Source organism: Stenotrophomonas sp. X (assembly GCF_055721025.1).
In genome coordinates this window covers 3738134-3758432 of sequence record NZ_CM146756.1, presented here as the reverse complement: position 1 = coordinate 3758432, position 20299 = coordinate 3738134, and the positions used below count along the sequence as shown (strand labels likewise).

17 protein-coding genes are annotated in these 20299 nt (G+C 67.6%); 12 read left to right on the top strand and 5 right to left on the bottom strand.

What is annotated here, in order from left to right:
* Positions 1-93 precede the first annotated feature (93 nt).
* The gene (locus ACZ75I_RS17250) at positions 94-3444 is read right to left on the bottom strand and encodes an autotransporter domain-containing protein (RefSeq protein WP_472958380.1); all 3351 of its coding nucleotides are present in this window, start codon (positions 3442-3444) and stop codon (positions 94-96) included.
* 175 nt (positions 3445-3619) lie between these two features.
* Here ACZ75I_RS17250 and ACZ75I_RS17245 point away from each other — a divergent pair, with 175 nt between their 5' ends.
* The 3 genes from ACZ75I_RS17245 (at position 3620) to ACZ75I_RS17235 (ending at position 4885) form a co-directional block, all read left to right on the top strand.
* Entirely contained in the window at positions 3620-4138 is a 519-nt protein-coding gene (locus tag ACZ75I_RS17245) for an SLOG cluster 4 domain-containing protein (protein WP_472958378.1), read from the top strand.
* 91 nt (positions 4139-4229) lie between these two features.
* A complete protein-coding gene (locus ACZ75I_RS17240; RefSeq protein ID WP_346476962.1) occupies positions 4230-4430 on the top strand; it encodes a hypothetical protein in 201 nt (66 codons plus the stop codon).
* Positions 4431-4534: 104 nt separating this feature from the next.
* Positions 4535-4885 carry a VOC family protein gene (locus ACZ75I_RS17235; RefSeq protein ID WP_346476961.1) on the top strand — a complete coding sequence of 117 codons (351 nt, stop codon included), beginning with the start codon at positions 4535-4537 and terminating at the stop codon, positions 4883-4885.
* 125 nt (positions 4886-5010) lie between these two features.
* On the opposite strand, the gene ACZ75I_RS17230 is transcribed toward ACZ75I_RS17235, so the two are convergent.
* Together ACZ75I_RS17230 and ACZ75I_RS17225 are read right to left on the bottom strand one after the other, a co-directional pair.
* Positions 5011-5313, bottom strand: a complete 303-nt coding sequence (locus ACZ75I_RS17230) for a KGG domain-containing protein (protein ID WP_346476960.1) — start codon at positions 5311-5313, stop codon at positions 5011-5013.
* A gap of 321 nt (positions 5314-5634) precedes the next feature.
* Positions 5635-6099, bottom strand: a complete 465-nt coding sequence (locus ACZ75I_RS17225) for a MarR family winged helix-turn-helix transcriptional regulator (RefSeq protein ID WP_346476959.1) — start codon at positions 6097-6099, stop codon at positions 5635-5637.
* A gap of 50 nt (positions 6100-6149) precedes the next feature.
* Between ACZ75I_RS17225 and ACZ75I_RS17220 the strand changes: the two genes are divergently transcribed.
* The 3 genes from ACZ75I_RS17220 (at position 6150) to ACZ75I_RS17210 (ending at position 10797) form a co-directional block, all read left to right on the top strand.
* Complete coding sequence (locus ACZ75I_RS17220) at positions 6150-7061, top strand: S41 family peptidase (RefSeq protein ID WP_472958375.1); 912 nt, start codon at positions 6150-6152, stop codon at positions 7059-7061.
* Positions 7062-7159: 98 nt separating this feature from the next.
* Complete coding sequence (locus ACZ75I_RS17215; protein ID WP_061478110.1) at positions 7160-8053, top strand: NAD-dependent epimerase/dehydratase family protein; 894 nt, start codon at positions 7160-7162, stop codon at positions 8051-8053.
* 212 nt (positions 8054-8265) lie between these two features.
* Positions 8266-10797 carry a methyl-accepting chemotaxis protein gene (locus ACZ75I_RS17210; protein ID WP_061478109.1) on the top strand — a complete coding sequence of 844 codons (2532 nt, stop codon included), beginning with the start codon at positions 8266-8268 and terminating at the stop codon, positions 10795-10797.
* Positions 10798-10874: 77 nt separating this feature from the next.
* Here ACZ75I_RS17210 and ACZ75I_RS17205 read toward each other — a convergent pair whose 3' ends face one another.
* Positions 10875-11261, bottom strand: a complete 387-nt coding sequence (locus ACZ75I_RS17205) for a DUF2628 domain-containing protein (RefSeq protein ID WP_014648516.1) — start codon at positions 11259-11261, stop codon at positions 10875-10877.
* Positions 11262-11475: 214 nt separating this feature from the next.
* Here ACZ75I_RS17205 and ACZ75I_RS17200 point away from each other — a divergent pair, with 214 nt between their 5' ends.
* Positions 11476-11646, top strand: coding sequence for a hypothetical protein (locus ACZ75I_RS17200; RefSeq protein ID WP_005419553.1), 171 nt, complete (start codon positions 11476-11478; stop codon positions 11644-11646).
* Between the two features lie 60 nt (positions 11647-11706).
* On the opposite strand, the gene ACZ75I_RS17195 is transcribed toward ACZ75I_RS17200, so the two are convergent.
* Positions 11707-13740, bottom strand: coding sequence for a TonB-dependent receptor domain-containing protein (locus ACZ75I_RS17195; RefSeq protein ID WP_346476955.1), 2034 nt, complete (start codon positions 13738-13740; stop codon positions 11707-11709).
* A 496-nt stretch (positions 13741-14236) separates the two neighbouring features.
* On the opposite strand from ACZ75I_RS17195, the gene mdoH reads away from it, so the two are divergent.
* The 5 genes from mdoH to hemC all read left to right on the top strand — a co-directional run bounded on the left by mdoH (position 14237) and on the right by hemC (position 20223).
* Positions 14237-16162, top strand: a complete 1926-nt coding sequence (gene mdoH, locus ACZ75I_RS17190; RefSeq protein WP_346476954.1) for a glucans biosynthesis glucosyltransferase MdoH — start codon at positions 14237-14239, stop codon at positions 16160-16162.
* A 50-nt stretch (positions 16163-16212) separates the two neighbouring features.
* The gene (locus ACZ75I_RS17185; protein WP_180871077.1) at positions 16213-16872 is read left to right on the top strand and encodes an alpha/beta hydrolase; all 660 of its coding nucleotides are present in this window, start codon (positions 16213-16215) and stop codon (positions 16870-16872) included.
* Positions 16873-16875: 3 nt separating this feature from the next.
* Positions 16876-17919, top strand: a complete 1044-nt coding sequence (locus tag ACZ75I_RS17180) for a sensor histidine kinase (RefSeq protein WP_061478105.1) — start codon at positions 16876-16878, stop codon at positions 17917-17919.
* Positions 17920-17929: 10 nt separating this feature from the next.
* The gene (locus ACZ75I_RS17175; protein ID WP_061478104.1) at positions 17930-18661 is read left to right on the top strand and encodes a LytR/AlgR family response regulator transcription factor; all 732 of its coding nucleotides are present in this window, start codon (positions 17930-17932) and stop codon (positions 18659-18661) included.
* A 650-nt stretch (positions 18662-19311) separates the two neighbouring features.
* On the top strand, positions 19312-20223 hold the full coding sequence (gene hemC / locus ACZ75I_RS17170) for a hydroxymethylbilane synthase (protein ID WP_061479896.1): 912 nt from the start codon (positions 19312-19314) through the stop codon (positions 20221-20223).
* Positions 20224-20299: the final 76 nt, after the last annotated feature.

The following is a 20299-nucleotide window of genomic DNA, read 5'->3' as shown; positions in this document are numbered from 1 at the left end:
GGCGGCACCGCTGCCCCGGCCACCCTGCCGGTGTGCTGCTAGAAGGGGGCGGCCATCAGGCCGCCCCGATGCTTCAAGCGCACATTTTCGGAATCAGAACCGCACCGACCAGCGCACATTCGCACTGTGGTCGCGGCTTTCACTGCCGTACTGGCCGCTGTAGCCCAGTTCCAGCTGCTGGCGCTCGGTCAGCCAGGCCGACAGGCCCAGTTCGGCCACCACCGCGTTGTCGGCGATCGGCGCGCCGTTGACCGCAAACGTCGTGCTTCCGTTGGCGAAGGCCAGGTTGGCGACCTGGCTGCGATCACCGGAAGCGCGGCGATAGCCGACGCCACCGCGCAGGTGCAGCCAGCTCTCCTGCTGGAACGAAGCTTTCAGTCCCTTGTCGAAGCGCAGGCCGGCAGTGGCGATCGTGGTTCCGGTATCGTCCACCTTGCCCTGCAGTGCCGCTGCTCCGCCGCGTTCGTTGACGCGCTTGAGGTCCACTTCCACGCGTGCGACCTGCAGGTAGGGCTCCAGCCCGGCTTCCGGGCCACCGAAGCGGTAGCCGGCTTCGATGAAGGCCTGGCGGGTACGGGCGTCGTAGCGCGCGCTCAGGCTGTCGCTGAAGCCTGCGAAGGCGACATCACGCGTGCTCTTCACCTCGTGCTTGCTCCATGCCACACCACCGCGCAGGCCGAAACCGCCCCAGTTGTGGCTGGCGTAGGCACCGAAGTGGGTGTTGTCGATCTTCGACTTGGCGCGACGCTCCTGCTGCTTCACGTCGGTGCGGCCCGTACCGGCCAGCACGCCGACCTGCCAGCCGGAGAACTCGCGGTCGATGCCGACCAGCAGGCCGTTGCTGTTGGCTTCGGTGCGGGCCGTGTTGACGTCACCGTCCAGCTTGTTGTTGCCACCGATGGCCTGCACCCATGCACCCGTCGCGTCACCCACGTCGCTACCGGGTGCGGCGGCGCCGGCACGGCGTGACAACGCGGCATCGCGCACGTAGCGGCTGCCCTCGACCAAGGCGATGGCCGTGGCCGGATGCAGCTCGCCGCTGAGGCCATCGAGCACGCCTCCAACCTGCTGCGGGAACAGCTGGGTCAGTGGTTTGGGCAGGCCCTGGGCGATCGGCAGCAGGTCGGCGGCCGCTGCCACTGCACGCTGGTTGGGCGTGTTGGCAGCCGTGGTCAGCGAAGCGCCACGGGCGACGTCGATTCGCGTGCCGTTGGTGCCGTAGGCCAGGTTGAATTGCAGGAACGGGGAGAACGCGCTGAAGTCGGTCTTGGCGAACTGGCCGTTGACGCCTCCGTCGGCACGCAGGAAGTTGAACTGCTCGCCGAGGTAGTACACGCCCGGCTCCGGCAGCGCGACCAGCGTGCCGCCAAGGGTGGCGGTGCCGGTCACGTGCAACTGGTCACTGCGGCCACCCGGGGCCAGCTCGGCGGCATAGACGCCAGTGGCGCCCTGCACGTAGTTGCCGTTGATGGTCAGCGTGCCGATCGAGTTGCCCGGCGCGATGATGCCGTCCACGCGGGTATTGCCGAGCGTGCCGACGCCCTTCAGCAGGCCATTGGCGCCGACCGTGGTGGTGCCGCCGGTCTGCGTGCCGTTGAAGGACACCACGCCGCCGTTGATCACCAGGTTGCTGTTGTTCAGCACGCCGCTGGCGCTGACCGTGCTCACGCCACCGGTAGTGGTCAGTGCGGTGGAGACCAGGCTGCCGTTGAGCAGCAACTGGCCACCCTGTACTTCGACTGCCGAGGTGAGGGTGTTGGTGCCGTTCAATTCCAGCGTACCGTCCTGCAGTACCGCACCGTTGAAGCTGTTGTTGCCGCTCAGGCGCAGCCAGCCGATACCGGATTTGGTCAGCTTGCCAGGGCCACCGATGTCGTTGGTCCAGTTGTCCCAGGCATCGCCTTCCCAGGCTTTCAGGCCGCCGGCCTTCTGGTTCATCACCACGTTGGTGTCCACGCGCAGCGAGCCGTAGCCCTCGATGGCCTTCTTCAGGTCCACCATGCCCCAGCCGTAGATCGGATCGATGCCTGCTGCACCCAGGTCGCGTGCGGTGGTCAGCAGCACGTCGCGTACCTGCGCGTTGTCCAGATAGGGGAAGCGCTCCATCAGCAGGCCGAGCGCGCCGGTGATGTGCGGCGCCGCCATCGACGTGCCGGTCTTGGTGCCATAGACGTACTGGGTGTTCTCGCTGTCGATGATCAGCCGCACATAGGCGGAGGTGTTCTCGACGCGGCCCTGGATATCGCCGGACACGATGGTGCTGACGATGTCGGTGCCGGGTGCCGAGATGCACCAGTTGGCGGCAACGCCGCAGATGCTGGAACTGCCATCGATCACATAGTCGGTTTCGCCCGCAGCGGCGTTGGGCCGGCGGACGTTGGCGACCGCGAGCCAGTACGGTTCCAGTTCGGGCTTCCAGCGCGGCATGGCGGCCGTGATTCCGGCGACGGCGCCGCTGCCGTTGCCAGCCGACCACACCTGGATGAGGGTGGAGCCCGGGGTATCGCCATTGCTGGCGTAGATGCTGCCGTACACGCCGTAGTCGGCACCGATGTTGGCGTACTGCTGGTCCAGCGCGGCGGCGGTCATGTTGCGCGTGGAGATGCCCCAGCTGTGGTTGATGGCACGCACGCCCTGCGCCTGGATCTGTGCATACATGTCCAGCGTGGCGGCGTCATCCGGATCGGTGCGGTACACCGCGCGCGGGCGATAGTAGTTGTCCGGATCCAGGCGCCACTCATAGTAGGTGTCGCCGAACACGCGGGCGGCGGTGAGATCCGCACCAAAGGCCACGCCATGCATGCCGGTGCCATTGCGGTTGGCGCCGATGGTGCCAAGCACATGCGTTCCGTGGTCGGCGTAGCTGAAGCCATAGGGCTGGCCGGCGGCGATCAGGCGTGCCGCGAGTGCGGCCGGAACGCCGGCACCGAGGCCGTAGTAGTTGTAGCCGGGCTGTTCGCCGCGGGTCTGCCCGCAGGCACCGGTCCCCGCGACCACACCCGGCGTCGCGCAGTCGGCACCGATGGTGATGCTGGAGGTATTGCGTCCTGCAAACTCCGGATGCGCCAGCGCGGAGCCCGAATCGAACAGCGCCAGGCGTACGCCCTTGCCGGTCAGGCCGCGTGCATAGGCGTAGTCCGCGCCCATCGCAGCCAGGCCCCAATCGGCGTTGAATTCATCGCTGCGCCAGCTGGCCGGATCGCCCGGGTTGCCAAGAACGGCGGTGCTGCTGGCGGCAGGTGCAGCGGCCGTCGCTGCGGGTGCAGCGTTGGCAGCAGGCTGCGCCCATGCAGCCTGCATCTGGCGCTGCTGCTGCCAGGCCTCGAGTGATTCGCTGGCCATGGCTGGCAGTGTGGTGGCCAGCAGCAGCGAGCTGGCGACGGCAAGCGCCAGCGGGCGGTGCGACAGGGAGCGGGACGAACGGCCGTACAGCGGGTGATTCATCGGACAACTTCCTTGGTTGACGGACAACAAGGCCGTTAACGCAAAGGCATGGCGATATCCCCCAGTAAATGTGAAGAGATTTTTATGAACGTGTTAATGTTGTGTGATCGGTGCATGACATGGCTCCGCCGGGCCGGGCATCGCGATCCTTCTTTCCGAGGCCTTGGAGCCGTCTATGCGTAACGCATTGCGTAAACCACAGTTGGCGATATTGGGTAGTGCCGATCCTCGCAGCGACGCGTTCGAGCGCGCAGCTGAAGCAGGGCGTTTCCTGGCCGAGCAGGGCATCACGCTGGTCAGCGGCTGTGGCAGTGCCGCTACGCGGGTAGCTGCCGAGCAGGCGGTAGCCGCCGGTGGCCAGGTGCTCAGCGTGATCCCGGAAAGCGGCATGCCGGCAGCCGATTGGCCCGCCACGGTGGTGGTGCCCTGTGGCATGGGCGATGCGCGCAACCTGATCATGGCCCTGGCCGGTGATGCCTGCATCGTGATCGGCGGGCGCGCCGGTACGATCTCGGAGGTTTGCCTGGCCTGCCTGCACAAGCGGCCGCTGCTGCCGCTTGTCGGGGCCGGTGGCTGGTCCGATGCGCTGCCGGACAACCCGCCGGACGAGCGCGGCAATTCGCCGATCCTGCCGTGGCGCAACATTGATGAGTTGGCCGGGCAGCTGCGTGTGCTGGGGTTGCTGCACCGCTGAGTCGAGCGGCATCGGCCTTCACCCAGCGTCCCGTGTGCAGCGCTAAGGTGGCCCGGCCTGGGATCACCAGGCTTATCAAGGAGCGATGTCGATGCGTACTTTCGGGAAAGTGATCGCCGGTGTTGTGTTCGCGTTGGCCTGCAGCGGCTCGGTGGCCGTGGCCGGACCGGTCCAGCCCTGCGATCTACCCTGCTGGAAGGCTTACCAGGCATGTGTGTCCGGTGGTGGTGATGCCATGGAATGCCAGTACGAATACGATCGATGTGTCATGGACCGCTGCGGCGCGGTGTAAGCCCAACCATGCTCGGCTGAAGACGGGCCCCGTCCGTGACGGGGCTCTTCTGTTCGTGCGCAAGGTCGGGCAGTCTCGACACATTCTTCCTGGTGGAGTGGAACATGGCCGTCAAGCGTGTCGTCGCCAACATCGCCACGCCCGATCCCTCACGTGCCGCTGCGTTCTATGGCGAGCTGCTCGGCATGCCGGTGGTGATGGACCATGGTTGGATCGTCACCCACGGCGGGCAGGGCAGTGCGCTGGCGCAGGTCAGCTTCGCCAGTGAAGGGGGTTCGGGCACGCCGGTGCCGGACCTGTCGATCGAAGTGGACAAGCTGCAGGACGTGCTGCAGCGCATGCGCGCGGCCGGCATCGCGCTGGAATATGGCCCGGCCGACGAACCCTGGGGCGTTCGGCGCTTCTTCGTCCGCGATCCGTTCGGTCGGCTGTTGAACATCCTCGCCCACGCCTGAGCGGTGGATGGTGCCTCGCCACGCCTGACGGTGCGCGCGGGACGATGACCGTCTACCGGAGTGCTGGCCCTGCTCGCGGCATCCGGGCTGCTCCGGCAGCCCAGGCGCGCCTGAACGCGCCGCGGTCAGCCCTGCTGGCGTTGTGGACCGTCCCCCGTTGGCGTCGCTTCGGCCGCTTGCCGCTGCTGCCGTGCATTGGCGTGGCGAGCGTGCCCGCCTTCGCGGCCGATCGCTGCCATGTGCTGGCGGTTGCGGCTGATCGCCTCGCCGCCCTTGCGGCCGGCCACGCGTGCCTCGGCCGGGCTGAACTCATGTGCATTGCCGGACGCATGCGCGGCGCGTCCTCCCTTTGCGGCGATCGCGCGCTGCTTGTCCTGGTCCATCGAGGCGAAGCCACGATGGGAAGTGCCGTGGTGATGGTCGGCCATGGGAAGGCTCCCGTTGCATGGAAGGGAAGCTCATCCTTGCCGGTGCCCGGCTAACGGAGTGTCCGCACCGGTGCGGCTGCCTTCACGCCGCACCGTACTGCTTTTCACGGCGCAGGTACGCCGCTGCGCGCATCGCCCTGCGTGGCTAGGACGAACTGCACCCTTCACCCAGGCCGGCGTGATGGGCTCGACCGAAGAGGAGTACGTGCTCGGCAATACAGACCCTTTGGCCGCGCAGTGCCGCACGCTGGAGCTGCGCCTGGGCAAACGGCGGCTGGACCTTCCTCAGCGAAATCGGAATGGCCGCAGAGCAGCAAGGCTTCAGCGCCGGCGGGCGTCCTGCAGGCGCTGCGCGAAGGGCCGCTGTGCGAGCGCTGCAAGGGCGTCGCGTAGTACCTGCTCCAGCGGCTGCCCCAGATCGGTATCGAGGCTGCGCGCCGCACGCGCGGTGGCCTGCCATTGCGCCTGCAGCGCAGGCATCGCGCGCTGTGCGCGGGGGCTCAACTGCAGGATGCGTTCACGTCCATCGTCGCCGCTGGACGCGTGCAGCCAACCATCGCGCACCATCGCCGCCACGGTCTGGCTGAGCGCCGAATGGCTGAGCCCGCAGGCCGATGCCAAGTCCTTGATCCGGCAGGGGCCCTGCGCCATCAGCGTGCGCAGCACCGGTGTGTAGCGGGGCCGGTAGTCCAGTTGCAGGTCCCGGTAGGCCTGCTCGACCGCCGGGTCCAGCTGGTCGAGCAGGGCGCGCAGCAACGTGCCGAGCGTGGCGTGTTGGAGATCCATGACCGGGATGATATATAAGCGCTTATATATCTTCAACGCGGAGGTGGTTGATGGCCGTGTCCTGGATGCTCGTTGCGTTGCTGGCAGGGGCCTGCCCGGCGCAGGACGAAGTGCTGCGCGCGGCGGCCACCGCCGTGCAGGCGCAGTACCTTGACGAGGCGGAGGGCGCCCGTATCGCCGATGCCCTGCGCACCTGGTCGGTGCAGCAGCGCTTTGCGGACAGCTGTTCGGATCCGGTTGCATTCAGCGCACGCCTGAACCAGGACCTGGACATGTTCGATGGCCACTTCCATGTTGAACGCGTGGACGCAGCGGCCGGCCAGGACGATTGGTTGATGGCCTGGCGCGCCGATGCCCGCAGCAATGGTGCCGGCGTGCGCGAGGTGCGGGTGATGGAGGGCAACATTGGCTACCTGCGGCTGAGTACCTTCTATCCGCTGGATCTGGCGCGCCCGAAGTTCGCTGCGGCCCTTGCCCTGCTGGCCGACACCGATGGCCTGGTGCTGGATCTGCGCCAGAACGGGGGCGGCGACGATGCAAGTGCCGACCTGCTGGTACGCACGCTGCTGGACGCGAAGATCGATGCGGTGCAGCAGCTGGACCAGCGCGGCCGGCGCACGCCGGTCCCGCTGCCGCCTGCCAACCTGCCTGCGTACCTGAAACCGCTGGTGGTGCTGATCGACCGCCGAACCGGTTCGGCGGCCGAGTTCGTCGCCTATTCGCTGCAGGCACTGGGCCGCGCGCGGATTGTCGGTACGCGCAGTGGCGGTGCCGCGCATATGTTTGGTGATCCTGTGCTGCTGCCCGATGGCTATCAGATCAGTATTCCCGACCGGCAACCCATCAATCTGCGCACCGGTGGAAACTGGGAACGTACTGGCGTGAGGCCTGATGTGGCCGGCGGCGACGATCCGCTGTTCATCGCGCGGCAACTGCTGGCGCCTGCGAAGTCGTCAAGATGAACGCACGATTGCATGGCTGTCCTATCGCGGATGCGCGATTGCATGCCTAGAATCGAAGCATCCCGGTAGTTCCCGGGCGCTTCGAGTGAATGGACTCAATGAAGATTCTGTTGACCGGCAGTTCCGGCCGCATCGGGCGCGCGATCTTCGGTGCGTTGGCGGCTGCCCACGAAGTGGTGGGGCTGGACCGCAGTCCGTTTGCCACCACGCGCATCATTGCCGATGTCAGCGATCGGCAGGCCGTCGCGCGCGCGGTGCAGGGCGTGGATGCGGTCATCCATACCGCGGCCCTGCATGCCCCGCATGTCGGCCTGGTGCCGGATGCGGTGTTCCAGCAGATCAACGTGGAGGCCACCGCACACCTGCTGCAGGCGGCACGCGAAGCCGGTGCACGGCGCTTCGTGCTGACCAGCACCACTGCGTTGTATGGCCATGCCGTGGTGGCCGGTGGCTGCCGTTGGATCGACGAAGACACCGAGCCGCTGCCGCGCACGATCTACCACCGTACCAAGCTGCAGGCAGAGACCCTGGCCGAAGCCGCCGCCACGCCGGGCTTCAGCGTTCGCGTGCTGCGCATGGGCCGGTGTTTTCCGGAACCGCCCGAACGGATGGCGATGTTCCGCCTGCATCGCGGCATCGACGCCCGCGATGTGGCCAGCGCACATGCTGCACTGCTGCTCGACGAAGGCGCCCGGTTCGCGCGCTATCTCGCCTGCGCACCGACGCCGTTCCGGCGCGAGGACTGCCTGGAACTGGCCACCCACCCGCGCAGCGTGCTGGCCCGTCGCGCGCCGCAGCTGCTGGCCGAGTTCGAACGCCGTGGTTGGCCGCTGCCATTGAGCATCGACCGTGTCTACGACAGTGCCCGCCTGCGCGGCGAGCTGGGCTGGCAACCGTGCTTCGGGCCGGACGACGTGCTTCAGCAGTATGCCGTCGGCAGCATCGAGGTACTGCCGCGGGCACAGTGGATCAAGGACCGCGTGGCCGAGTGAGGGCATCGCGAGAGGGGGAGCGTTGAGCCGACCCTGAGCGGATTCAGGAATGTGCAGGCCGACCGCCTCAACCTCGTTGGCGGGCGGCCGCTAACCCAGTGCGCTTCCAGCGCCGGGCGCGCCCCGGCGGCCGGTGGCCTGCGCGACGGATCGCGCGCCTGCGCGGTGCCCTCGTGGTGCCGGTCGTCCTGAACTGCCTTGCGGACCCTCCCATGTCTTCTTCCCGCTCTGCCGCTGCCCAACGCCCGGGCAGCATCGCCCACAAGTTGATGCTGGGCACCGCCGTGATCGCGCTGCTGTGCTTCGGCCTGACCGCCTTCCTGATCTACCGGCAGGCCAGCGCCAGTCTGATCAGCGCCTCGCGCCAGACCATGACCAGCGAGGCCAACGCTGAGGCGCGCCAGGTGGCGGCTGATCTGGGCACCGCTTTCGCCAGCAATGACGCCATGGTCGAGGCCGTGCTGGCCCAGCGTGCCCGTGGTGATATACCCGACCGCGCCAGCTTGGCGGCGGTGCTCGGCGAACAGCTGCGTGCTCATCCTCAATGGCTGGGCAAGAGCACCATGTGGGAGGCCGATGCCTTCGACGGCAAGGATGCGGAGTTCGTCAATACCGAAGCACACGATGCCACCGGCCGCTACATGAGCTACTGGGCCTGGCAAGACGGCAAACCGCAGCAGTCGGTGATGACCGACTACACCGAGACTGCCAGCGGTTCCGGTGACTGGTACATGGTGCCCAGCCGCGACAAGCTGCCGAAGGTCAGCGAACCTTACGCCTATGACATCGCCGGCCAGAAGGTGCTCATGAGCACCCTGAGCACGCCGATCATCGAGAACGGCAGATTCCTGGGCGTGTTCACCGTCGACTTCTCGCTGGCAGCGCTGCAGAAGCACCTGTCAACGCTGAAGCCGATGGGGGCTGGCCGCGTCGAACTGCTGTCGCCCAAGGGCGTGGTGCTGGCCTCGGCCAATGCCGCCGAGATCGGCAAGCCGCGCAACGATGCCCTGACCCGCAGCATGCTGGCCGACATCGCCGCCGACCGTCCGTTCGAGGCCTTCAGCCCCGACGCAGCCGGCAATGTACGCGTGTATGTGCCGCTGCGCGTGGGCGACGCCCCGCAACGCTTCGCGCTGGGCGTGGTGATGCCGCATGCGGTGATCGTGTCTGAGGCACGCCAGCTGCTGTGGCTGACCCTGCTGGTCGGCGTGATCGCCGCGCTGACCCTCAGCGCCGGCGTCTACGTGCTGCTGCGCCGCCTGGCGATCCGCCCGTTGGCCGAAGCGGTACGCGTGGCCGGAGATGTCGCCGCCGGCAAGCTGGACAGCACGCTGCCGGCGCGCAGCAACGACGAAGTGGGGCGCCTGCTGGACGCAATGCAGGGCATGCGTGGGCAGTTGCAGTCGGTGATGGCTGCGCAGGCCGAAATGGCGCGCCGGCACGATGCCGGTGAACTCAGCTATCGCATGGATGCTGCGGCCTTCCCGGGCGAGTACGGCCGCATGGTGGCCGACAGCAACCAGCTGGTGGCCTCCAGCAATGCGGTCACCCAGCGCCTGGTTGAAGTGATGCAGCGCTATGCCGTGGGCGACCTCAGCGTGGACATGGAAGTGCTCCCGGGCGAGAAGGCGGTGTTCACTGCCGCGATGGCCACCACCAAGCGCAACCTGGCGGCGATCAACGAGCAGATCCAGCAACTGGCCGCCGCCGCCGCCGCCGGTGACTTCGCCGTGCGCGGTGATGCACTGCGCTTCGAACATGATTTCCGCCGCATGGTGGAGACCCTGAACACAATGATGCAGGTCAGCGACCACAACCTGGCGGCACTGTCGACGCTGCTGCGCGCGATCGCCGCCGGTGACCTCAGTGCGCGCATGCAGGGCGACTTCCACGGCGTGTTTGCGGTGATGCGCGACGATGCCAACAGCACCGTGCAGCAGCTGACCCAGATCGTCGGCCAGATCCAGCAGTCGGCGGCCAGCATCCGCCTGGCCGCCGGTGAGATCGCCGCCGGCAACAGCGACCTGTCGCGCCGCACCGAGCAGCAGGCCGCCAACCTGGAAGAAACCGCCGCGTCGATGGAAGAACTGACCTCCACCGTGCGCCAGAATGCCGACCATGCGCTGCAGGCAAACACGTTGGCCGGTTCCGCAGCGGGCGTGGCCAGCGAAGGCGGCCAGGTGGTCAGCCAGGTGGTGCACACCATGGAGCAGATCGAGGCGTCTTCGCAGCGTATCGCCGAGATCATCTCGGTGATCGATGGCATCGCGTTCCAGACCAACATCCTGGCGCTGAACGCCGCAGTGGAAGCGGCGCGCGCCGGTGAACAGGGCCGTGGCTTCGCAGTGGTGGCCAGTGAAGTGCGGGCGCTGGCGCAGCGCTCGGCGGGTGCTGCCAAGGAGATCAAGGAGCTGATCGACGCCTCGGTGGCCCAGGTCGGTGCCGGCGCGCAGCTGGTGCACGGTGCGGGGCGCACCATGCAGGACATCGTCGGTCAGGTCGGCCGGGTCAACGAGATCATGGCCGAGATCTCGGCCGCGTCGCGCGAACAGTCGGCCGGCATCGAGCAGGTCAACCAGACCGTGGTGCAGATGGACGAAACCACCCAGCAGAACGCCGCGCTGGTGGAGGAAGCCAGTGCCGCCGCCCGTGCGATGGAGGAGCAGGCCGAGCAGCTGGCAGTGGCGGTGTCGCGCTTCCGCCTGCAGGCCGAGCCGGAGGGCATGGCCCGCCGCGCGGCTTGATGCCGGAAACGAAGACGCCCGGCGGCTGCCGGGCGTCGGATGCATCCTTGCCGCGCATCCTGCGCAGGTCTGATGGCTCAGAACATTCCTTCAAACGGATTCCAGCTGGCCCGTCCTTCCACCTTTTCCAGGTAGTAGCTGTAGTTGGTGCTGGAGGCGACCAGCAGGTTCATGGCGATGAACAGCATGCGCCCGACGACATCCGGCAGGAACATGCTGACGATGGCCAGCGCGATGTTGATGCCGATCACCACCAGTGCCTTGCGCCACATGCCGAGAATCAGCAGGTAGATGGCACCGAAGAACAACGCGAAGAAGTTCAGGTTGATCTTCAGGCGGTCACCAAAGGACAGTGCCTTCCAGGCCTGCTTGAAGCCGGGGTTCTTGGGGGCGCCGTGCTGGCGGAAGAAGTTGAAGCGGAACTGCCACTTCGGGCTGAACTGGGACAGGTCGGTGGTATTCATTGGGAAACATCCCTGTGAGAAAACGTTTTCATGATAGGGCAAGTCCTATTCAGGATCCAAGCGCTAGCGTCAAGAATGTGACGCCTGCCTTGTTCCCGCGCCTGCGGCCAAGCGCCGCGCCGTCACCCACCCGCCTTGTTTTTAGGATAGGGTGCGCAGTTCCGCTGCCGCCCCGGCTGAACCCGTGCGGCGGCGGGATGTCCATGGAGGTTGCATGACCACACCTGCTACACCGGAAAACGCACCGGGACCGGTGCTCCTGCCGACACCTGAAGTGGTGCAGGCACAACAACTGCTCGCGCGCCAGCAACTGGCGGTGGCGATGGACCGTGCGCGCACGGCCGCCACGCGGGATGCGGCTCCGGCCGCGCTGGAAAGCGAGTAACCCGCAACACCGTCGATCGCGCTGGCATGTCGCCAGCGCGATCACGGCGCGTGCCGCCGGTCAGAACCGCGCGGTCATGCTCAGGAAGTAGCTGCGCCCGGCGACGAAGTAGTCGGTGGAGCCTTCCGCATACAGCTTCTTGTCGGCCAGGTTGCTGACGCCACCGCGCAGGGTCAGCACTTCGTTGACGTTCCATGCCGCGGTCAGGTCATACAGCGTATAGGCCTTGAGGAAGGTCGTGGCGGTGCCGGTCTGCCTGCCGGTGTACTGCGCCGACAGGCTGCCGGAAAACACCGTGCTGGGCGCCCAGTCCAGCGACGAATAGCCGGAGAACTCCGGTGTATCGATCAGGTTGCGGCCGGTGGTCAGGTTCCTGGCTTCCTTCATCCAGGTCGCCGAGGTGCGCCAGCGCCACTGCTCGCCGAAGCGGACGTTGAGGTTGCCTTCCATGCCTCGGGTGCGCGCGCGCTGTACGTTGCTCATGCGCGTCCACCAGATGCCGTTGAACCGGCCCAGTGGTGCGTACTCGATCTTGTTCCGGAAGTCGGTGTGGAAATAGGTCACGCCGACATCGATCAGGTCATTGTCGAAACTGATGCCGATCTCGCGGTTGGTGCTGGTCTCCGGATCCAGGTCCGGGTTGCCGGCCATGTAGCACCCGCCGCGGGTGTAGCCCAGCGGGATCAGCGAGGTGCAGCCGCGGCCCCCGGACTGGGTAGCGGCACTGGCCGAGTTCTCGGTCAGGCTGGGCGCACGGAAGCCTTTGGAGACGCCACCGCGGATCGTCCACTGTTCGGCCGGGTGCCACACCAGGTACACACGCGGGCTGACGTGGCCGCCGAACTGCTCGTGATGGTCCAGGCGCGCGCCCACGGTCAGGGCCAGGGTGCGGTGCAGTTTCAGCTCGTCCTCGGCAAACAGCGCCCAGGTGTCCACGTCCAGAGTGGAGCCGCTGACCGCGTTGCCGGCATAGTCGATCGGCGCGCGGCCGATGGTGTCGGTGTTGGTCAGCTCCTGCCGCTTCCATTGGCCGCCTGCGGCGAACTGGTGTTCAACGCCGAGGGTGAACGGCGTGGTCAGGCTGCCCTCGATGATCGTATCGGTCGCTTCGGAACGGCCGGCAGCACCGATGTCGTTCCTGTACTCGGTCCAGTACGCACTGATCTTCGAATTGCCGAAGCGCCACTTGCCATCGTGGTTGAGCGCCAGCGAGCTGCGCTTGAGCTCACTGGCACCCCAGGCACCTTCGTCCTGCTTTTCCAGCGACGCATCGATGAAGGCCTGCTGCACGCCGTGCCCGGCTTCCAGCGACAGTTCCTGTGCGTCGCTCAGCTTCCACTGCAGCAGCGCATCGACGTTGCGGTCCTTTTCGCCGGCATAGGCGTTGCCGTAGACACCGCCGTTGGAGCGGTCCGAATCACGGCGCATGCTGTTGGCACCGATGCGCAGGCCGAAGCGTTCGCCCAGCGGTCCGGAGAACGTGGCGCCGATCTGCTGGGTATCGCCGCGCTTGCCGTCAGCCGGGCGGGTGTAGCTGTGGGTGGCGCTGCCGTTCCATTCGTCGCCGATGCGCCGGGTGATGATGTTGATCACCCCGCCCATCGCATCGGAGCCATACAGCGACGACATCGGCCCGCGCACCACTTCGATGCGCTCGATCTGGTCCGGCGAGATCCAGTTCAGGTCCTGGCGGCCGAGGTCGGGGCGATAGTTGGTCGAGGCCGAGCTGCCCATGCGCTTGCCGTCCACCAGCACCAGCGTGTAGTTGGACGGCATGCCACGCAGCTTGATCTTGGACTGCTCGCCGACGGCGCTGAGGCCGCCGGTCACGCCCGGTACGCGGCTGAGCAGGGCGGCCAGGTCCGGTACCGGCTGGCGCTCGATGTCCTCACGACTGATCACGCTGATGCTGGCCGGGGCATCCTTGATCCACTGCTGGCTGCCTGAAGCCGTGACCACCACGGTATCCAGGTCCTTGGTGGAGGCATCGGCGGCGGCCTCTGCGGCGGCCAGGCCTGGCAGGGCCAGCAGGCAGGCGGTGGCCAGGCGGGTGCGCGGCAGGCGCGCGGAACGGGAACGGGACGACAGGGACATGACGGCTTCCATGGGAGGTGGGGTGACCCGGTGGAAGCAGCAGGCGCAGGCAGACAGCAGGCAGCCCCCCCTTCCGTGGGTCGTCGGGTGCGCGGTCAGGACCGGCGCAGCTGGGTGGGTCGCGGCCGTGCGGAGGACGGTGACCTGCCTGGTTGATTAAATGATAACCGTTCGCGTTTGTTACGATCCAGTACCGGGGGCGATGCAGTGACATCTGGCCATGCCCTGGCGTGATCGCCTGCTATTTGCTGAATGGGGACAAATCCCGGTGTAGACCTTCGCACCCGGCTTACATTCTGCGCCCTAGACTGGGCCGCATTTTCGATTCCGCCCCGTTGGAGATCGTGTGGGTTCCGGTAGTGACAGACATCGACTGTGCGGCGTGAGGCCGACACAGCCAGGACAAGTGCGGGCGCCGGGAAAGCGCGCCGGGAACCTTGGTGCATGCAGCCCGGCCGGGATGGCCGGCCGTGCCGACGGCGCGGAGTAAGCGACGATGGGGGTGCAGACCATCCATGCGGAAGCAGGAACGCCCCGGCTCGATGCCGGCTGGGCGCTGCTGCCCGCTGAATCGCCGTTGCCGATGCCCGAACAGACCCTGCGCGAAGGCGCGCTGAAGGTCCGGCGGCATCGCACCTCGCCGCGCTTGATCGGCCTGCGCCGGCTGTACCTGTTTGGTGGCACGCTCGGCATGACCGCCGTGGCTACGCGGATGATGTGGCGGGTGCTGTCGGCCAATGGCATCAGCGTGCTCGAAGCCTGCCTGCTGGTGCTGTTCGTCGGCCTGTTTGCCTGGATCGCGCTCTCGTTTGCCAGCGCCCTGGCCGGCTTCCTGACCGCTGTGTTCGACCGGGGCTATCGGCTCGGCATCGACCCGGACAAGCCGTTGCCGGTCGTGCACAGCCGTACTGCGCTGTTGATGCCGACCTACAACGAAGACCCGCGCCGCCTGCTGGCGGGCCTGCAGGCGATCTACGAGTCGGTGGCGGCCACCGGCCAGCTCGACCGCTTCGACTTCTTCGTGCTCAGCGACACCCGCCGCGAGGACATCGCCGCTGCCGAGGAACAGGTGTTCGCCGAGCTGCGCGAGCGTGTGCCGGAGGGGCAGACGCGCCTGTTCTATCGTCGACGTGGTGACAACAGCGGGCGCAAGGCCGGCAACATCGCTGACTGGGTCCGCCGCTTCGGCGGTGCCTATCCGCAGATGCTGATCCTTGATGCCGACAGCCTGATGACCGGCGACAGCATCGTGCGCCTGGTGGCCGGCATGGAACACAACGCCGACGTCGGACTGATCCAGACCCTGCCGTCAGTGATCGGCGGCCGCACCCTGTTCGCGCGCATGCAGCAGTTCGGTGGCCGCGTGTACGGGCCGGTGATCGCCCGCGGCGTGGCCTGGTGGCACGGTGCCGAGAGCAATTACTGGGGCCACAACGCCATCATCCGTACCCGTGCCTTCGCCGACCACGCCGGCCTGCCGGCGCTGCCCGGGCGCAAGCCGTTCGGCGGCCACGTGCTCAGCCACGATTTCGTCGAAGCGGCGCTGATGCGTCGTGGCGGCTGGGCCGCGCACATGGTGCCCTACCTCGGTGGCAGTTACGAGGAAGGCCCGCCGACGCTGACCGACCTGCTGGTGCGCGACCGCCGCTGGTGCCAGGGCAACCTGCAGCACGGCAAGGTGGTTGGCAGCCGCGGGCTGCACTGGATCAGCCGCACGCACATGCTGATCGGCATCGGCCACTATTTCACCGCACCGATGTGGGCCATGCTGATGCTGATCGGCATCGCCATCCCGCTGTTCCAGGAAGGCATCGATTTCAACGCCCTGCTGCACCTGTCGCCCAGCGTGTACTGGCGCGCACAGGATGAAGAGCAGGTGGTGCGCCTGTTCGCCGCCACCATGGCGGTGCTGCTGCTGCCCAAGGTGCTCGGCTACCTGGCAATGCTGCTGGACCCGGTCGACCGCCGCGGTTGTGGCGGTCCGATCCGTGCCTTCGTATCGATGCTGGTGGAAACCGTGCTCGCCGCGCTGATGGCGCCGGTGGTGATGTACGTGCAGTCACGCGGCGTGGCCGAAGTGTTGTCCGGGCGCGATTCCGGCTGGGACGCGCAGCAGCGTGACGACGGCGGCATCTCGTGGATGGCGTTGATCCGTGGCTACGGTGGCCTGGGGGTGTTCGGCGCCTTCATGGGCGTGCTGGCCTGGGCGGTATCGCCGTCGCTGGCGGCCTGGATGGCGCCGGTGGTGATCGGCATGGTTCTGGCCGTTCCGGTGGTGGCGCTGACCTCCTCGCGCGGCCCCGGTGCTTTCCTGCATCGCCTCGGCCTGCTCGATATTCCGGAAGAGAACATTCCGCCACCGGTGCTGGTACGCGCCGCGCAGCTGCGGCGGGAAGCGGCCGAGCAACCGCCGCTGTACTGATTGCCCCGCGCCAGCGGCATAATGCGGCTCGAACTTGAAGGAGCCGCATCATGCTGCAAACGGTGGAACAGGAAACCGGCGCCTCGCCGCAGTGGTCGGTGATCTGGTTGCACGGCCTCGGCGCCGACGGCCATGATTTCGCGCCGATCGTGCCGGAACTGGTGGGGCCGCACTGGCCGGCGCTGCGCTTCGTGTTCCCGCACGCACCCGTGCGGCCGATCACGATCAACAACGGCGTGCCGATGCGCGGCTGGTACGACATCGTGGGCATGGACTTCCGTTCGCGCGCCGACATGGCCGGCGTGCAGGAATCGGTGGTGCAGCTGGACGCACTGATCGCGCGCGAGATCGAGCGCGGCATCGCGCCGGAGAAGATCTTCCTGGCAGGCTTCTCGCAGGGTGGGGCGATCATCCTGACGGCCGCGCTCTCGCGTACCGCGCCACTGGCCGGCCTGATCGCGCTGTCGACCTATCTGCCCGAAGCCGACAGCGCCACGCGTGTTGACGGCGCGGTGCAGGTGCCGGTGTTCATGGCCCATGGCAGTGGCGACCCGGTGATCCCGCAGGCCGTCGCCGCGCACAGCGCGCAGGCGCTGCGTACGCTGGGCCTGGATGTGGCGTGGCACAGTTACCCGATGGCCCACCAGGTCTGCGCCGAGGAGATCCAGGCACTGGGTGACTGGCTGCAGGAACGCCTGGGCGCCGCCTGAGCCATGTCGCCGGCGAGCACACCGCCGTGGATGCCGGAACTGTGCCGCCTGCCACGGCTGGCGGCGATGCTCGGCCTGGCCGAGCTGGTGGTGGTGGTACTGGCGCTGGCGCCGGACGGCAGCCGTCACTGGACCTTCGGCGAACTGCTGTCGGCCAGCGGATTCGCGCTGTGGCTGGCGCTGGCGGTGACCGCCAGCCTGTGCCTGCTGCGGCCGACCCTGTCGCGGCTGCCGCCGGTGATGGGCGCCATTGCGGCGACCGTGCTGGCCACCCTGATCGCGGTGGTCTGCGCCGGCATCGTGCACGCGCTGTACGCGGTGCTGGGCGACAACTTCGCCAGTGGCATCAGCTTCTGGCGTTTCACCCTCGGCAGCGCGGCAACCACGGCGCTGATCGCCGCGCTGGCGCTGCGCTACTTCTACGTAAGCGATCGCTGGGCCGCGCAGGTGCAGGCCAACGCGCGCGCGCAGGCCGACGCGCTGCAGGCGCGTATCCGCCCGCATTTCCTGTTCAACAGCATGAACCTGATCGCCAGCCTGCTGCATCGTGACCCGGCAGTCGCCGAGCGCGCGGTGCTGGACCTGTCCGATCTGTTCCGTGCCGCGCTGGGGGCGGGCGAGGGCGATTCCACCCTTCGCGACGAATGCGAGCTGGCCGAGCGCTACCTGTCGATCGAATCGCTGCGCCTGGGCGAACGCCTGCAGGTGCGTTGGCAGCGCGACGAGCCGCTGCCATGGGACCTGCCCTTGCCAAGGCTGGTACTGCAGCCGCTGGTGGAAAATGCCGTGCTGCACGGCATCTCGCGCCTGCCCGACGGCGGCACCATCGAACTGCAGCTGGCGCGCGAGGGCAATGAGCTGCAGATCCGCGTACGCAACCCGGCACCCGATCCGCAGGCGCCGGGGCTGGCGCTGGCACGCGGCGCCGGCCATGCCCAGCACAGCATCGGCCATCGGCTGGCCTGGCGCTTCGGCAGCGCCGCGCGGATGACGGCTGGCTGGAGCGAGGGCTACTATGCCTGCCAGGTGACAGTGCCGATCCAGTGAGGGAACGATCGTGAGGGTAGTCATCGCCGACGACGAACCGCTGGCGCGCGAGCGCCTGCGCAGCCTGTTGGCGGCACAGGACGGCGTGGACGTGGTGGCCGAGGCCGGCAACGGTGAGCAGGCCCTGCACGCGTGCGCGGAGCTGCAGCCGGACCTGGTCCTGCTGGATATCGCGATGCCCGGGCTGGATGGCCTGGAAGCGGCCCGCCACCTGGCCAGCTTCGAACCCCGGCCAGCGGTGGTGTTCTGCACCGCCTACGATGCGCATGCGCTGTCGGCGTTCGAGGCCGCAGCGATCGACTACCTGATGAAGCCAGTGCGTGCCGAACGGTTGGCGGCGGCGATCGCGCGTGCGCGCACGTTCCTGGCCGGCCGCGGTGGCCGGCCACAGGAGCACAGCGGGCAGCAGGCACGCAGCGTGCTGTGCGCACGCCTGCGCGGCAGCCTGCGCCTGATTCCGCTGGACGATATCCACTACCTGCAGGCCGAGGAGAAGTACGTGGTGGTGCACCACGCGCGCGGCGAGGACCTGATCGAGGAATCGCTGAAGTCGCTGGAAGAAGAGTTCGCCAGTCGTTTCATCCGCATCCATCGCAACTGCCTGGTGGCACGCCACGAGCTGGTGGAGCTGCGTCGGGGCTCGGGCGGGCAGGTGCAGGCGGTATTGCGGCATGGCAAGCAGCCGCTGGAAGTCAGCCGCCGGTGCGTGGCGACGCTGAAGCAGGAACTGCGGCACTTGTGAGAGTCCCGCGCGGCCTGCGGCCGCGACTGCTTGCGAGCAACATCGAAAGCAACAGCAACAGCAACAGCAACAGCAACAGCGTTTCATGGCTCGGTGTTGCTACGTGCTGGGTCGGGCCGGGGTGGGGGCGCGGGACACGCCGTAAACCCTTCCATGGGGGCTCGATGGCGCCTTGCTCGTGTGCGCTGTCCTGCGCACACGGCAAGACCGGGGTTGGGCGTCCTGCCCAACCCGCCCGAGGCATGCCTCGGGCCCATGGCGCCAACGGTCCCGCGCCCCCACCCCGGCCCAACCCTCTCGTTGTCTACTGCGTCGGACAGCAAGACCTTTGGTGTTGTTGGCTTGGAAAGAGGGGTCAGATCCCTTTTCCTGCGGAAAAGGGATCTGACCCCGGAAGCCGCCAGCTGTTGCTTTTGCTTCTGCTCTTTTCTTTTGATCTTCCGTGGCTGGCGCACACGGAAACTGTCAGAGGTCGGGCGGGGTGGGGTCGCGGGGGTGTCCGCGGCATGGATGCCGCGGCCAAGCCTCCACGGACGGATTCACGGCGTCCCCCGCGAACCCACCCCGCACGGCCAAGCCCAACTGCAGCTCCAAGCCACGAGGGGCTCCGCCGTTGGCCGTATCCGCGCCGAAGGCGCGATAATGACCGGATGGAAACTGTCCGCATCGCTACCCGCAAGAGCCCGCTCGCCCTCTGGCAGAGCGAACACGTCGCCGACCGCCTGCGCCAGGCCCACCCCGGCCTGCACGTGGAACTGGTGCCGATGAGCACCCGCGGTGACGAGGTGCTGGACCGCTCGCTGGCCGCCATCGGTGGCAAGGGCCTGTTCCTGAAGGAACTGGAGCTGGCCATGCTGCGGGGCGAGGCCGACTGCGCCGTGCACTCGCTGAAGGATGTGCCGATGGAACTGGACGCGCCCTTCGCGCTGCCGGCGATGCTGACCCGGCACGACCCGGCCGATGGTTTCGTCTCCAACCTGTACGCCTCGCTGGACGCGCTGCCGATCGGCGCGCGGGTCGGCACCTCGTCGCTGCGCCGCCAGGCCCAGCTGCGCGCGCTGCGCCCGGACCTGGAACTGCTGGACCTGCGCGGCAACGTCAATACTCGCCTGGCCAAGCTCGACAACGGTGGCTACGACGCCATCGTGCTGGCGGTGGCCGGCCTCGAGCGCCTGGGCCTGGGCGAGCGCATCGTCGCGCGCCTGCAACCGCCGCAGTGGCTGCCAGCGCCGGCGCAGGGCGCGGTGGCGGTAGAGTGTGACGGAGGCAACACGCGCCTGATGGCGCTGTTCGCCACGCTTGATGACGCCGCCACGCGCGCTTGCGTGGAAGCCGAGCGGGCCATGAACCGCGCGCTGCATGGCAGCTGCCACGTGCCGGTGGCGGCGATCGCGCAGTGGCAGGGCGACGACCTGCACCTGCAGGGCCTGGTCGGCAGCGCCAGTGATGGCCGCGCCGTGCGTGCCGAAGCGGTGGGCCCGGCCCGCGATCCGGAAGCGCTGGGCCAGCAGGTGGCGAAGCTGCTGCTGGACGATGGTGCTGGCGAGCTGCTGAACGTCTGAGCCCCGATGTCTGTAGAGCCGAGCCATGCTCGGCTGCTCTTCGCCGGGAAAATCCCGGGCTTCGCGCTCAAGTCGA

Excerpts from the sequence above, each read along its gene's own strand:
- ACZ75I_RS17205 (WP_014648516.1), bottom strand. The coding sequence starts at position 11,261 with ATGAATACCACCGACCTGTCCCAGTTCAGCCCGAAGTGGCAGTTCCGC.
- ACZ75I_RS17185 (WP_180871077.1), top strand. The coding sequence starts at position 16,213 with ATGCTGCAAACGGTGGAACAGGAAACCGGCGCCTCGCCGCAGTGGTCG.
- mdoH (WP_346476954.1), top strand. The coding sequence starts at position 14,237 with ATGGGGGTGCAGACCATCCATGCGGAAGCAGGAACGCCCCGGCTCGAT.
- ACZ75I_RS17210 (WP_061478109.1), top strand. The coding sequence starts at position 8,266 with ATGTCTTCTTCCCGCTCTGCCGCTGCCCAACGCCCGGGCAGCATCGCC.
- ACZ75I_RS17240 (WP_346476962.1), top strand. The coding sequence starts at position 4,230 with ATGCGTACTTTCGGGAAAGTGATCGCCGGTGTTGTGTTCGCGTTGGCC.
- ACZ75I_RS17235 (WP_346476961.1), top strand. The coding sequence starts at position 4,535 with ATGGCCGTCAAGCGTGTCGTCGCCAACATCGCCACGCCCGATCCCTCA.
- ACZ75I_RS17180 (WP_061478105.1), top strand. The coding sequence starts at position 16,876 with ATGTCGCCGGCGAGCACACCGCCGTGGATGCCGGAACTGTGCCGCCTG.
- ACZ75I_RS17225 (WP_346476959.1), bottom strand. The coding sequence starts at position 6,099 with ATGGATCTCCAACACGCCACGCTCGGCACGTTGCTGCGCGCCCTGCTC.
- ACZ75I_RS17195 (WP_346476955.1), bottom strand. The coding sequence starts at position 13,740 with ATGTCCCTGTCGTCCCGTTCCCGTTCCGCGCGCCTGCCGCGCACCCGC.
- ACZ75I_RS17245 (WP_472958378.1), top strand. The coding sequence starts at position 3,620 with ATGCGTAACGCATTGCGTAAACCACAGTTGGCGATATTGGGTAGTGCC.
- ACZ75I_RS17215 (WP_061478110.1), top strand. The coding sequence starts at position 7,160 with ATGAAGATTCTGTTGACCGGCAGTTCCGGCCGCATCGGGCGCGCGATC.
- ACZ75I_RS17230 (WP_346476960.1), bottom strand. The coding sequence starts at position 5,313 with ATGGCCGACCATCACCACGGCACTTCCCATCGTGGCTTCGCCTCGATG.
- hemC (WP_061479896.1), top strand. The coding sequence starts at position 19,312 with ATGGAAACTGTCCGCATCGCTACCCGCAAGAGCCCGCTCGCCCTCTGG.
- ACZ75I_RS17200 (WP_005419553.1), top strand. The coding sequence starts at position 11,476 with ATGACCACACCTGCTACACCGGAAAACGCACCGGGACCGGTGCTCCTG.
- ACZ75I_RS17250 (WP_472958380.1), bottom strand. The coding sequence starts at position 3,444 with ATGAATCACCCGCTGTACGGCCGTTCGTCCCGCTCCCTGTCGCACCGC.
- ACZ75I_RS17220 (WP_472958375.1), top strand. The coding sequence starts at position 6,150 with ATGGCCGTGTCCTGGATGCTCGTTGCGTTGCTGGCAGGGGCCTGCCCG.